Annotated in this window: 11 protein-coding genes; 1 reads left to right on the forward strand and 10 read right to left on the reverse strand. The window is 46.2% G+C overall.

The annotated features are described in order from the left end of the window. Nucleotides 1-17: 17 nt before the first annotated feature. The 3 genes from EDC16_RS01350 to pmbA form a co-directional block, all read right to left on the reverse strand. Nucleotides 18-1,631 carry an SrfA family protein gene (locus tag EDC16_RS01350; RefSeq protein ID WP_132964623.1) on the reverse strand — a complete coding sequence of 538 codons (1,614 nt, stop codon included), beginning with the start codon at nucleotides 1,629-1,631 and terminating at the stop codon, nucleotides 18-20. 303 nt (nucleotides 1,632-1,934) lie between these two features. Next, nucleotides 1,935-2,474: a hypoxanthine phosphoribosyltransferase gene (hpt, locus tag EDC16_RS01355; protein ID WP_132964625.1), complete on the reverse strand. Its 540-nt coding sequence runs from the start codon at nucleotides 2,472-2,474 to the stop codon at nucleotides 1,935-1,937. Nucleotides 2,475-2,723: 249 nt separating this feature from the next. Beyond that, nucleotides 2,724-4,079: a metalloprotease PmbA gene (pmbA, locus tag EDC16_RS01360; RefSeq protein ID WP_132964627.1), complete on the reverse strand. Its 1,356-nt coding sequence runs from the start codon at nucleotides 4,077-4,079 to the stop codon at nucleotides 2,724-2,726. Nucleotides 4,080-4,230: 151 nt separating this feature from the next. Between pmbA and yjgA the strand changes: the two genes are divergently transcribed. Continuing rightward, on the forward strand, nucleotides 4,231-4,764 hold the full coding sequence (gene yjgA / locus EDC16_RS01365; protein ID WP_132964788.1) for a ribosome biogenesis factor YjgA: 534 nt from the start codon (nucleotides 4,231-4,233) through the stop codon (nucleotides 4,762-4,764). A gap of 249 nt (nucleotides 4,765-5,013) precedes the next feature. Here the strand turns inward: yjgA and EDC16_RS01370 are convergent, their stop codons facing one another. The 7 genes from EDC16_RS01370 to EDC16_RS01400 are packed head-to-tail and all read right to left on the reverse strand — an operon-like array spanning nucleotide 5,014 to nucleotide 12,794. Next, nucleotides 5,014-5,418, reverse strand: coding sequence for a cytochrome b562 (locus EDC16_RS01370; protein ID WP_132964629.1), 405 nt, complete (start codon nucleotides 5,416-5,418; stop codon nucleotides 5,014-5,016). A gap of 59 nt (nucleotides 5,419-5,477) precedes the next feature. Further along, a complete protein-coding gene (gene glmM / locus EDC16_RS01375) occupies nucleotides 5,478-6,812 on the reverse strand; it encodes a phosphoglucosamine mutase (RefSeq protein WP_132964631.1) in 1,335 nt (444 codons plus the stop codon). A gap of 52 nt (nucleotides 6,813-6,864) precedes the next feature. Beyond that, nucleotides 6,865-7,692 carry a dihydropteroate synthase gene (folP, locus tag EDC16_RS01380; protein WP_132964633.1) on the reverse strand — a complete coding sequence of 276 codons (828 nt, stop codon included), beginning with the start codon at nucleotides 7,690-7,692 and terminating at the stop codon, nucleotides 6,865-6,867. Between the two features lie 12 nt (nucleotides 7,693-7,704). Continuing rightward, the gene (locus tag EDC16_RS01385) at nucleotides 7,705-8,553 is read right to left on the reverse strand and encodes a Rossmann-fold NAD(P)-binding domain-containing protein (RefSeq protein ID WP_132964635.1); all 849 of its coding nucleotides are present in this window, start codon (nucleotides 8,551-8,553) and stop codon (nucleotides 7,705-7,707) included. 6 nt (nucleotides 8,554-8,559) lie between these two features. Next, nucleotides 8,560-9,201 (reverse strand): class I SAM-dependent methyltransferase, encoded by a 642-nt coding sequence (locus EDC16_RS01390; protein ID WP_132964637.1) that lies wholly within the window; start codon nucleotides 9,199-9,201, stop codon nucleotides 8,560-8,562. Nucleotides 9,202-9,223: 22 nt separating this feature from the next. Beyond that, nucleotides 9,224-11,443, reverse strand: a complete 2,220-nt coding sequence (locus EDC16_RS01395; RefSeq protein ID WP_132964639.1) for a 3-hydroxyacyl-CoA dehydrogenase NAD-binding domain-containing protein — start codon at nucleotides 11,441-11,443, stop codon at nucleotides 9,224-9,226. A gap of 43 nt (nucleotides 11,444-11,486) precedes the next feature. After that, entirely contained in the window at nucleotides 11,487-12,794 is a 1,308-nt protein-coding gene (locus tag EDC16_RS01400) for an acetyl-CoA C-acyltransferase (RefSeq protein WP_132964641.1), read from the reverse strand. Nucleotides 12,795-12,891: the final 97 nt, after the last annotated feature.

Below are 12,891 nucleotides of genomic sequence, written 5' to 3' on the forward strand. Positions count from 1 at the left end.
CTGTTTTTAAACTGTCGTTATGGTGTTTTCATTGAAATCGGAAATTTGCTATTGCCGTAAATCCCTTCACATTCTGCCGTACCATTGGTATTCGGTTTACAATTGATTGTCGGCAATTGATAAGTAGAGCCGTCACTACACTGTGCCACGCCCTGATTATCAATATTTAAATGGCCGCCACTGACACCTGCACCGACGTTGCCTGTGCACTGCACACCGTCGCTACGTTCAACTTTCACCTGCCCTTTGCCGTCGTTAAATTCATAATTCAAACGCAGCGGCTTACCGGTGGTTTGATCCTGAATACCTGCACCGGCATTCCATTTGCCGTTTAAGAAATCCACATTACCCGAATTTAAACTCTGCGCCGGAATATTCAAGTTTTTTTGTGTATTTTGCGCAGGATTAGGTTGGGCATTTGTGACCGCACTTTGATTATCCATTTTCAGATTATCCGTTTTGGTTTTATCGATTTCATCTAAACTTGGAGGCGGTACTGCCCCTGTTTGATTGTTTTTGTCACTGTCTTTGTCTTTGTCACTCGGATTATTGGCTGCATTAGTCGCATCCGCAGTTTGCGTCTTGTCATCTTGCGCTGCCGCTTTATTGTCTAACGCCTCAGTGGTAGGAGGAACTGGATCAGCACCATTTTTATCGACATTAGGTTGAAACGCATTGGGATCGAGCGCTTGCAATTTGTCTAATACAGCCGCATCCTTAACAATAGCACCATTAGAATCAAGCCATTGATTATTATCATAAACATATGGAAATTTTGATTTAATCGGTTGGCAAAGCGCAGCATCGGTGATAATGTTACCGTCAATAATGCAAGCCACTTTTTTCTTCACTTCATTTTTAGCAAGTTCGGTTTTATCAAGTGCGGTCAGTTCATTTTTTATCGGATCCGTTGTAATAGACAGTGGTTTCACATTGAAATAAGTACACCAAATCCACCACAATAATAACCCCAGCAACCCTAACAGTGGCAACCAAAACCACCAGCGTCGCCACCACGGCGTCACGCTTTTCTCTACAATCGGCTCGCTGATGACCGCATCGGCAAGTGTTGCTGGCGCAACAATTGGCGCAGCCGGTTGCAAAGGCAGAAACGGACTGCCGTAAACATTGGCATTTTTTTCAATAAATCCCCAAAAAGTGATCACCGGGCGATCATTGACTAGATAAACATGCTCGGCATTAGGAAAGCGAAGCGCTTTCAGACTATGTTGATCGGCATGGGCGGAGTCGCCACTGAGTAGGCGGGAGAAAAGAAGTTGATCACCTTTAAGACTAGGATTCTTTGCGATCTCGTTTCCGAGCTCCAACATGGTTTTTTCGAAAACGTGCAATTCGGCGAGTGCTTTTTGTTTTTCTTCCGGTGTTGCCGATGACCACGGAATGATAAAATATTTACCATCCGGTTGATCAGACTCAAAGGGAACATACCAGTCGATTCGATTACCTTGATCGTTACGCTGCGGCACCGCAAGATAATCAGAAAATACACGCCCCCGTTTTAATCGTATCGTATCCCGTAATTGAGAAGCGATTGAGTAAACTGCTTGTCCGTCCTGGCCTAACGCAGTGTAATCCTTCACATCTCCGCTTCTTAGTAATGCACTCAACATACCACCATTCTCCTCAAAGATAGATTGGAAAATAATTTCCAGCGCTTAAGCCGATCCTATCTATAGTTATAATGAATATTCATACACAGAAACATGATATTACAGAGATTTTCGGGAATAAAGGATAATTTACGATTTTAAATGAAATTCATTGCAGTTTGTCGCCTTTATAACATTATCGCTTTTAAAGCAATTAAAGAACGACAACATCAAGCACAAACTGAGTTTTCATGTTACAGCAGCCGTGCTTTAAATTGAGCCTAAACGGGAACTATAGGTATATAACAAAATGGTCAGATCTTATCACTCTTCCAACACCACTTTGCCGATATAACCTAAATTGCGGTATTGTTGGGCGTAGTCGATGCCGAAGCCGACTACGAATTCATCCGGAATCGCAAAGCCGACCCAATCAACGGGTACATTCACTTCACGGCGCGATGGTTTGTCCAGCAGGGTGCAGATGGTGAGTGAAGCAGGTTCACGCAACAGTAGGATTTGGCGCACTTTATCCAAGGTGTAACCGGTGTCGATGATATCTTCGATAATCAACACATGCTTGCCTTTGATGTCGCCGTCTAAATCTTTGGAGATTTTGACATCATGGTTGGAATACATGCCGCTGCCATAGCTGGTAGTAGTCATAAAATCAATTTCTGTCGGCAAATCGATAGCTCTGACCAAATCCGCCATAAACATAAACGAACCTTTGAGCAGCCCGACAGCAACAATTTTGTCAGCATTTTGATGTCGGTAAAAACGGGTAATTTCAGTGCCCAGCTCCTGCACTCGAGAACCGACTTCCGATTGGCTGAGCAACGTTTCAACATAGTGTTTTTTCATGGGATGACCTTTTAAAATCCAATTTGACAGGCGCTATGATAGCACAATCATAACGAACAAAAAGCACAAAAAACAAAGGCTGGAGCAAGCTCCAGCCAGTGACCCTAACGAATTTACTTTTACTCTACATCTGCTCGACTGCTATCACAATCTTTGCGGACTTCTGTCGCACTCCTGCAACTGGCTTTCATCTTAGCAGGTTATTGATTCTTGTCAATGATAATTATTAGCATTAATGTGAAATAAATCTTAGTTGCCGGATATTTTCATTTCATCGAGTAAAATTGATCCGCTCTGAATGTTGGAGCGCAGCTCAATATCGTCTGCCACCGCCACCATATTGGCTAACATCGTTTGCAATTGTCCCGCGATGGTAATTTCATGCACTGGATATTGAATCACGCCGTTTTCCACCCAAAATCCGGAAGCCCCGCGTGAGTAGTCTCCTGTGACTAAATTCACCCCGTTACCCATCAAATCTGTCAGCAACAACCCGGTGCCCATCTGTTTCAACAAGCCGTCCAGACCGCACTTTGCATTCGGTTTGACCAACCAGTTATGGATGCCGCCCGCATGACCGGTGCTTTGCATACCCAATTTTTTGGCGCTGTAGCTGGTCAACAAATAGGTTTGCAAAATGCCATCACGGATAATCGCTCTATCACTGGTTTTCACCCCTTCACTGTCAAACGGTGACGATGCCAAACGCCCAAGCAAGTGCGGTTTCTCTTTAATTTCAAACCATTGTGGCAAAATTTGGCAACCGAGTTTATCCAGCAAAAAGCTAGATTTGCGATAAATACTGCTGCCACTCGCGGCTCCGACCAACGAACCGATTAAGCCGGTGGCAACATCGGCATGAAAAACCACCGGCGCTGTGCGAGTGGTCAATTTTTGTGCCGATAGACGGGCAACCGTCTTTTCAGCACACTGTTTGCCAACCCATTGTGGCGACGCCAGATCCTGAAAGCGACGGGAGATGGTATATTCGTAATCCCGTTCCATTTGTTGATCGGCTTCAGCAATCACACTGCAAGAGAGCGAATAGCGACTGGAAAGATAGCTGTTTAACACACCGTATGTGTTGCCATACACCCGAATGCCGCGGTGCGCGTTGAAACTTGCGCCTTCACTATTCACAATCCGAGCATCGGTCTGCAATGCCTGTGTTTCGCTTTCCAATGCCAGTTCGACTGCACTGTCCACATCAACCTCATAAGGGTGATAGAGATCCAAATCCGGCGGATTAAATTCCAGCAACGCTTTTTCCGGCAAACCGTTGTACGGATCCGGCGAGGTGTATTTGGCAATACTTAACGCAGCTTCAACCGCACTTTTCACCGCCTGCGGTGATAAATCAGAAGTCGAAGCATTGCCTTTGCGTTGCCCGCTGTAAATCGAGATCCCCAGTGCGCCGTCATGGTTAAACTCAATATTTTCGATTTGCTGCAAACGGGTCGAAACCGATAATCCAATACTTTTGGTTGCACCAACTTGCGCTTCGGCACCGGCTTGACGCGCCAAATCCAACGCCAACGCTGCCGCAGCCAATAAGTCGTTTTGCTGCTGTTTCAATAAATCCTGCTGTTTATCTTGTTGTGTCATCTGTATTACCGATCAATGTTATTTTTCTAAAAATTAGTGGCTAATTCTACCCTACTTTTATCGGTAATTCTCAAATTATGCTATGATTAGCGCCAATTTTGGATAACCACAAGCGATATAAACCATGAAGAATAAACACGCCGCACAGGATATGGCTTTTTTAGACGAGCATTTGTCAGAATTGGATGAAGAGCAGGAAGAGATTATTTGGGTCAGCAAAAGCGAAATCAAACGTGATGCCGAAGCGCTGAAAAAATTTGGTGCTAAATTGGTCGCACTGACTGCCGCTAATTTAGAACGAATTCCACTGGACGAAAAACTGGCGGATGCGATTACACTGGCACAACGTTCGCAACGAGGCGCACTGCGCCGCCAATTGCAATATATCGGCAAATTGTTGCGTAATACCGATATTGAACCGTTGCAAGAAGCGCTGGATAAGCTGGAAAACAAGCATAACCAGCAACAAGCCATGTTTCACCGCTTGGAACAGCTGCGGGATCAACTGTTGGAAACCGACAATAACAACGTGCTGTCACAATTGATTGCCCAATATCCGGCATTGGATATTCAACATCTGCGTAATTTGATCCGTGCGGCGCAAAAAGAACGCGCCACTCAAAAACCACCAAAATTCTACCGTGAAATCTTTCAGTATTTGAAATCACTGGAAACGGCTGACTAAAAAAGGGCGGATCGCGATCCGCCCTCTACCTGCTGAGAAAGTTAAAATATACGATTAATATTGCAAAAGTAGGGGCGGATTATATATCCGCCCGAACCGCACTTTGCATTTTTCCTTTATTGATTAAGTACTTATACCGCACTTCGCAACGGGCGGATATATAATCCGCCCCTACTTTGCCTCACCAAATATCTTTGTCAATAATCTAGGGTGGATGCAATCCGCCCTCTACTACATAATCAACCGTGATTATTTATACTTTTTATGGTACTCGTTACGAATTTCAAGCAATTTTTCTGCTTGTTGTTTCGCTTGTGCCAAATCACCACTTTCTGCAGTTTTAATCGCTGTGTCCGCTTGATTGATCAAGGTTTGCAAACCTTGTTTGTAATCATTGACTTCAGCGCTGTCAGGGGCTTTGTCATGCAAACTATAAGGCAATGCCTGCTGTTTAGCATTTTCAACGGTTTGACTGAATGTTTGCAACGACTGGATAAACTCTTGGCTGCTGTCGGTTTTCAACGCAGCAGAAACACTTTTACCCATGGTTTGCATATCCCCTTGCAAATTTGCCACTGCCGATACGCTGGTCATGGTTGCCAGTGCCAATACCGCACTTCCGACCACTGCTTGCCATTTTTTAGATAATGTCATTTTAAATCTCCCACAAAATATCGCTGATTCCCCAAATGGAACAAGCGTTAGAAAAATGATTATACGCTTTTCACTGCTTCGGCAATGCGTTCTGCCGATTGCTGCGCCAACTCAGCGTCAGCACATTCAACCATAACACGAATCAGTGGCTCGGTTCCTGACTTTCTTAATAAAATTCTTCCGTTTCCGTCTAATTCTTTCTCTACTTGTGCCGCAATTGCCTTCACGCTGTCATGTTCCAACGGATTGGCACCACCGCTGAAACGTACATTGATCAATACCTGCGGGAACAATTTGACCGCACTTGCCAATTCATTCAGCGACATTCTTTGTTGCACCATCGCTGCCAGCACTTCCAAGGAAGCAATAATGCCGTCGCCGGTGCTGTTTTTGTCTAAGATAATGATATGTCCTGAATTTTCACCGCCAAATTTCCAGCCGTGTTCTTCCATTTTTTCCAACACATAACGATCGCCGACATTAGCACGCACAAACGGAATCGAAAGTTGTTTCAACGCCACTTCCAACGCCATGTTACTCATCAACGTACCGACCACTCCGCCCGATAATTTACCGGCACGCAATGCTTCACGGGCAATAATAAACAGAATTTGATCACCATCAACGGCATTGCCTAGGTGGTCAACCATAATTAAGCGGTCGCCATCACCATCATATGCCAAGCCGACATCCGCTTTTGACTGCAACACAATTTCACGCAGCGCATGAATATCGGTAGCACCGCACTTTTCATTGATATTCAGCCCGTTTGGTTTGGTGCCGATTTCGATCACTTCGGCTCCGAGTTCACGCAGCACATTTGGCGCAATATGATAAGTCGCACCATTGGCGCAATCCACCACAATTTTGTAATTTTCCAGACTGAGTGCTGCCGGGAATGTACTTTTGCAAAACTCGATATAGCGTCCTGCCGCATCGTTGATCCGACTGGCACGCCCCAGTTCCGCCGACTCTACGCAATCCATCGGTTGTTCCAGCATAGCTTCAATCGCCTCCTCCACATCATCCGGCAATTTTGTACCTTTGTTGGAGAAGAATTTAATGCCGTTATCCCAATATGGGTTATGCGAGGCGGAGATCACAATCCCCGCTTCGGCACGGAAAGTGCGGGTCAGATACGCCACTGCGGGGGTCGGCATCGGGCCAATAAACGCCGCCGACAGACCCGCTGCCGCCAGCCCGGCTTCAAGCGCCGATTCCAACATGTAGCCTGAAATTCGGGTATCTTTGCCGATTAATACTTTGCGACTGCCCTGCGTTGCCAGCACTTTACCTGCCGCCCAACCCAGTTTTAAAGCAAATTCCGGGGTGATGGGAAAAGTACCGACTTTGCCACGGACGCCGTCAGTGCCGAAATATTTACGTTCTGCCATAATGAAATTCCTTTTGTTGTTCTAGGGTCTGTTATCTTGATTAAATAATACGTTACGCTTGTTGCATCGCCTGCCAGACTTTTAGCGCATCGGCCATTGCAGCAACATCATGTACCCGCAAGATCGACGCACCGTTGATTGCCGCCAACAACGTTGCCGCCACACTGCCAACCATTCGCTGTTCCACTGGTTTATCCAGCAATTGCCCAATCATACTTTTGCGTGAAACGCCTGCCAATACCGGATAGCCCAGTTCGCTAAAAACCTGTAACTGTTGTAATAATTGATAATTATGCTGCAATGATTTACCAAATCCAAAGCCCGGATCAACGATCAAATGCGTTTGTTTGATACCTGCGGCAATGCACTGCTGTGCACGTTGACGCAAAAAATCTGTCACTTCCGCCACCACATTCTGATAGTGCGGCGCTGCTTGCATGGTGCGCGGCTGCCCCTGCATGTGCATGATACACACCGGCAAATCCAGTGTGACCGCCGTTTGCAGCGCATTGTGTTCCTGCAACGCCCGAATGTCGTTGATCAAATTCATACCGACTTTTGCGGCTTCACGCATTACAAGCGCTTTGGAGGTATCCACTGAAATCCAGCAGTCAAAGCGCTGCCTGACGGCTTCAACCAGCGGTACAACCCGTTGCAACTCCTGCTCTAAAGAGACTTCCGCCGCCATCGGGCGGGTGGATTCTCCACCGATATCAATAATATCTGCGCCGTCTGCCAACATTTGCTCGACATGGTACAGCGCTTTATCCAATTGGTAAAACTGTCCGCTGTCGGAAAACGAATCGGGGGTGAAGTTCAGAATCCCCATAATTTTAGGAAGCGATAAATCCAAAGTGCGGTTTTGATGGCTGATTTTCATAAAAATGTAATGTTAGTCTTGATGAAAGTATTGTTCTGCTTGCGGCAGCATTTGGTACGGATCAGGATAGGCATAGTCAAAATCCAATTCCTGTACGATTTTGTTGCCATGTACGATACGCTGTAAATCCGTTTCGTCAGTCACAAAGTGCGGTTCGTCCAACGCCAACAACTGCGCCATTTTCTTATAATAATCCGCACGTTTCGGGTGCTGTGGCGCACTCAAATGATACAACCGTTTATATCCTCTGGTTTCTAACAATAGCTGCATCGCCAAAATGCAGTCGGTTTGATGCACCAGATTGACCGCTTGGTTACCGCCTTTGATCTGTTGTCGGCCCGCCAAATGGCTGACTGGATGGCGATCGATCCCGATCAGTCCGGCAAGACGCAAAATATCACAATCAACACCGTTTAGCGCTAACAGCCAGTTTTCAATCTCATACAACGCATGTCCAACATCAGATTCCGGCTCAACCGCACTTTCCTCATGATATTCACTGTCTTTTTGTGGAAAAACCGAGGTCGAGCTGATAAACAGCAAGTGCTGTACACCGTGCAGCAGGGCCTCATTGACCAGATTCTTGATACCCTCGACATAACTGCGCGTATCGAAAAAATATTGGCTTGGCGGAATATTGATAATCAATGAATCTACCGAAAGTAGTTCGTTGAGATCATCGGGATCGGCATCGACTTCCGGCGTCAACTGTACACAATAGGCTTCCAGCCCGTTCAAGCGCATGCTTTCTGTGCCTTCGTGGGTGCGTTTGCTGCCTTTCACCGTCCAGCCAACCCGTTGCAAATGTTTTGCCAAAGGAAATCCCAGCCAGCCCAGCCCCACGATTGCTACTGAATTCATCTCGTCTTATCCTCTCTCTTTGTTGTGTGTTGTCAAGTGTGTTGTCGGGTCTGTCATCATTAAATGCTGCATTTGCCCACATAACATGCGATGTCGCTGCATTATCACCAATGAATGCGGTTGTAGCAAGTCATCAATCTGCAAAAGCAAAGTCGTACCTAATCTTCGGCTGAGGTAATCCGCAATTCGACGCAATCTGCTGATTTGCTGCGGCGCAAATTTATCCCAAATCGAAATAACGCCGCCCGGTTTCAACACTCTGATCGCCTCTTGCAACAACGCCTGTGGCTGATCAGTCACCGCTAAAATTAAATGTAGCAGCACCAGATCAACACTGCTATCCGCCAAACCTGAACATTCAGCGCGACCTTGTTGCAACGTGAGTGCCAATGGATGTCCTTGCGCTTGCAATTGTTGCTGTAGCTGCGCACTTTGTTTCAGCATTTTTGCCGAAAAATCCACCCCCAGCACCGCACTTTGCGCCGGTAAATAGGGCAGATCTAAACCACTGCCGCACCCGGCAATGTAAACCTTTAACGGTTCAGATAACACTAAACGCTGAAACAGTTGCTGTCGCTGTGCTGCTACCGTTTTCAATACCAGATTATAAAATTTGGCATAGCTATCCCAACGCGCCGCACCAACCATATTTATTCCTCGGTGATATTCATCAAAGTGCGCTTGGCTCTGCCGTTGATTGTGCCACTTGCTCCTCTACGGCTTGTTGCACCAACCACGGGCAAGGGCGGAAACGCTCGCCGTGTTGTGCCATCATCAATTCCAGCTCTGCCACAATCGTCGCAGCGCCAACATCACGCATATAGGCATAAATTCCGCCTCTGAATTCCGGGAAAAACATGCCTAAAACCGAAGCCACATTGCCTTCATTTTGGTTGCTGATAATTTGCTCTTGCACACAATAAGCCGCTTCATTCAGCATCATCAAAATACAGCGGCGCACAATTTGCTCCGGTTCCAAATTGTTTTCTACCGTGATGTCCAGCACTTGATAGATACTTTTGTCCACTTGGGTGCGGTTGCCACTACGAGAGTGATACAAATAAAAACCACGCCGATTTTTGCGTCCTTTGCGCTCGTTTAACAATAATTGTTCGACTTTATGCGGTAAGGCAAAGCGGAAACCAAAGCTGCGTTCCAAAGTCGGCAACGCTTTCACCAAAATATCCAGTCCCATCTCATCAATCATCGCCAATGGACCAACTTGAAAACCGAACTCCAACAACGCACGGTCAATAGTGCCGACCGCTTCGCCGTCCAAAACGCAATAATAGGCTTCCAAAAGATACGGAATCAGCACCCGATTAATAAAAAATCCCGGTGAGTCTTTGACCAGCAACGGAATTTGCCCTTGCTCGATCACCAAGCTGATCGCCTTGGCAATCGTTTGTTGTGAGGTCCCTTGTGGCAATACCTTCCCTTGCACGTTTCGCTGTAAAAAGTGCGGTACAATTTCCACCATACGACGCTGGCTGACCGGGGTAAAATAGTGCACACCAATGACATTTTGCGGGCGCTGCGCTTTGGCAGCAATTTCCGCAATCGACAACGTGAGAGTGTTGCTGGCAAAGATGGTGTTCTTATCGTAGTAACTTTCGCTTTCTTCAATCAGGTTTTGTTTCAATTGCAGATCTTCATACACTGACTCGATCACAATATCCGCTGTCTGTTTGCCGATAAAACGCTCACCGCCGCTGATCAGGTAAATTTTTTGCAGCAATTTGCCATAAGGCAGATGACCACGGTCCACCTCTTTTTGCAACAGTAAATAACTGAGACGCAACGCTTTTTGCACCCCATCCGGATTAATATCTTTAATTCGCACCGGCAATCCTGCGCGAGCAGCCGTGATGTACGCAATCCCCGCGCCCATGAAACCACTGCCCAACACCGCAACTTTCTTAATTTTATCGTCACTTTGCAAATCGTGATATTGGTGGCGCATTTCTCGGTTAGTTTGCTCCATCCGTCGCAATACTGCTGAGGTTTTATTGCCAAATAACATCACAAAACAATCGCTTTCCGCACTTGGCAGAGCCTCTTGCCGCTGTTTAAACAGCTGAATAATCGCTTTGGTTGCCGGATAATTGTCAAAAGCTTTCAACCAAACTTGTTGCTCGACCTGCTCAATCAAATAACGGCGCAGCCAAGCAATATTTTCAGTTTTAAAACGTAAACGGTGATAGCCTTTTTTCACGTTCTGCAACGTAGATGACATTTGATTATTAATGTGATTGACCGCAATTTGAAACAGAATGGCTTTTGGCACGACTTCATCGATCAGCCCTTTATCTAATGCACGGTTTACACTGATTTTATTGCCGGAAAGTAACATCAATAATCCGGGTTTCAAACCAATTTGCGCAGTCAACAGCGCACAGCCGCCTGCAAACGGTAAAATCCCTGATTTCACTTGCGGCATCGCAAAACTGGTTTCAATGTCGTCAGTCGCCAAGCGGTAGTCACATGCCAGTGCCAGCTCCAACCCAAAACCGAAGCAACTACCTTGCACCGCACAAATTGTCGGTACGGTTAGTGCCTTAATTTTTTGGATCAAATGCTGACACTGCTGGCTAAATTGATACAATTCTGCATCACTTTTCTGTTCCAGCGGGGATAACGAAAAACCTTGTACAAAGCTATTTTCTTTGCTTGAAACAAAAATCACACCGCGCAACTGCCAAGCCGGCAATTGATCGAGCAATGCCTGTAAATGCTCAATAAAACGCTCGTCCAACCAATTTTGTTTTTTAGCACTGATATTGAATGCGATGACGGCAATATTGTCCTGATAAAAACTCAGACGAAACAGATCAGCATGTGCATCATTCTGATAGTCGGCTTTTGCTACAATTTGATAATCGGTTTGCATTTTTATACTTTACCTGTCCCTTTTCAGATTCACTGTTCCAAGCTTATTCTCTTTCCAACACCATCGCTGCACCCAGCCCGCCCAAACCGCCGGAGGCAATCAGTGCGGTTTCTCCTCCTTGACGCTGCAACTGGTGCAACGCCTGGATCAACACTCGCAAACTGGTAATCGCTCGTGGCGAACCATACGCCAACGAACCGCCGTTGATATTGAATTTATCCATATCTATGCTGCCAAGCGCTTGATCGCGCTGCAAATGGCTTTGAGCAAACTGCCGCGACTCAAACAATTTCAAATTCGCCAACACCTGTGCCGCCGAGGATTCATGCATTTCAATCAGGTCAATATCGCCCAGTTCCATTTGTGCCCACGCCAATGCTTTTGCGGATGCCGCAGTCGCCCCCAGCAACATATTGTTCCACACATCATTGCCGGTCAACGCAAAGCTGCGAATATAGCCCAACGGCTGTAAACCGTATTGCTCCACCAGTTCTTCACGCATTAACAGCACCGCTGCGGCACCGTCTGCCGGTTCGGAAACGCTCCATGCCGTAACAGTTTTATGCTGCCCCGACTGCAACGGTTTAAAACGCTGGTAATAATCTGCGGTAGTTTGTGTGCTAATCATATTATCGCGTGTAACGTAGTGTTTATAAGGTGCCGGGTGGGAAAGCATCACCTGTTCGCTCATCATCCCTTGCTGCCACGCTTGTTCCGCTCGCTGATGTGAAAGTGCGGTATATTGATCCAATTGTTCGCGGCTCAAATCGAAATTTTGCGCCATTTGTTCAGAAATATCACCCAATGAATAGCCGGTCAAAGCGTCACGCAAATTGACTTGCTGCAACTTTACATCATCCCAAGAGAGGCGTTTGAATAAATTGAATTTTTTTGAATAACTTGAGGTACGCAAAATATCACGCAAGGTGCGACTGACCTTTGGTTTTAAGCTGATCGGTGCATTGGAAATCGAGTCTGCCCCACCCGCCAAGCCACAAGAGATTGAGCCACTGATAATCCCGTTACACACATTTGCCACCGCTTGCAAACCAGTGATGCAGGAGCTGCTTAAGGTATAAGCCTGAGCATGCGGCATTGAGAGCGTCAAAGCAATTTCACGCGCCAAATTTGGCACATCCGGCTGCTGAATCACCTGCCCAAAAATAAATTTTTCAACCACTTCACGTGCTAACGGCAAACGATTTAGCAGCTCGTTGGTCACCATGATACCCAAGTCGGTTGCATAACACTCTTTAAACTCGGAATTTCGCCGCACAAAAGGCGTGCGCAAACCTGCCACCACGGCAATCCGTTCGCCGCGAACGTTAACCAGTTTTTGTTGAATCGGCATTTACAAAACCTCAATTCTTGTTAAGAATTCACCTTGCTATAGCATAGCAAATCCTTACTGAAATTAATCCTGATTTTTTAGGGTCTGTTAAAATTTT

The sequence above is a fragment of the Testudinibacter aquarius genome (assembly GCF_004342725.1).
GTDB classification, from domain to species: Bacteria; Pseudomonadota; Gammaproteobacteria; order Enterobacterales; family Pasteurellaceae; genus Chelonobacter; species Chelonobacter aquarius.

What these genes read in the sequence shown, in the direction of transcription:
- EDC16_RS01350 (WP_132964623.1), bottom strand. Translation starts at nt 1,631, where the DNA reads ATGTTGAGTGCATTACTAAGAAGCGGAGATGTGAAGGATTACACTGCG.
- hpt (WP_132964625.1), bottom strand. Translation starts at nt 2,474, where the DNA reads ATGAAAAAACACTATGTTGAAACGTTGCTCAGCCAATCGGAAGTCGGT.
- pmbA (WP_132964627.1), bottom strand. Translation starts at nt 4,079, where the DNA reads ATGACACAACAAGATAAACAGCAGGATTTATTGAAACAGCAGCAAAAC.
- yjgA (WP_132964788.1), top strand. Translation starts at nt 4,231, where the DNA reads ATGGCTTTTTTAGACGAGCATTTGTCAGAATTGGATGAAGAGCAGGAA.
- EDC16_RS01370 (WP_132964629.1), bottom strand. Translation starts at nt 5,418, where the DNA reads ATGACATTATCTAAAAAATGGCAAGCAGTGGTCGGAAGTGCGGTATTG.
- glmM (WP_132964631.1), bottom strand. Translation starts at nt 6,812, where the DNA reads ATGGCAGAACGTAAATATTTCGGCACTGACGGCGTCCGTGGCAAAGTC.
- folP (WP_132964633.1), bottom strand. Translation starts at nt 7,692, where the DNA reads ATGAAAATCAGCCATCAAAACCGCACTTTGGATTTATCGCTTCCTAAA.
- EDC16_RS01385 (WP_132964635.1), bottom strand. Translation starts at nt 8,553, where the DNA reads ATGAATTCAGTAGCAATCGTGGGGCTGGGCTGGCTGGGATTTCCTTTG.
- EDC16_RS01390 (WP_132964637.1), bottom strand. Translation starts at nt 9,201, where the DNA reads ATGGTTGGTGCGGCGCGTTGGGATAGCTATGCCAAATTTTATAATCTG.
- EDC16_RS01395 (WP_132964639.1), bottom strand. Translation starts at nt 11,443, where the DNA reads ATGCAAACCGATTATCAAATTGTAGCAAAAGCCGACTATCAGAATGAT.
- EDC16_RS01400 (WP_132964641.1), bottom strand. Translation starts at nt 12,794, where the DNA reads ATGCCGATTCAACAAAAACTGGTTAACGTTCGCGGCGAACGGATTGCC.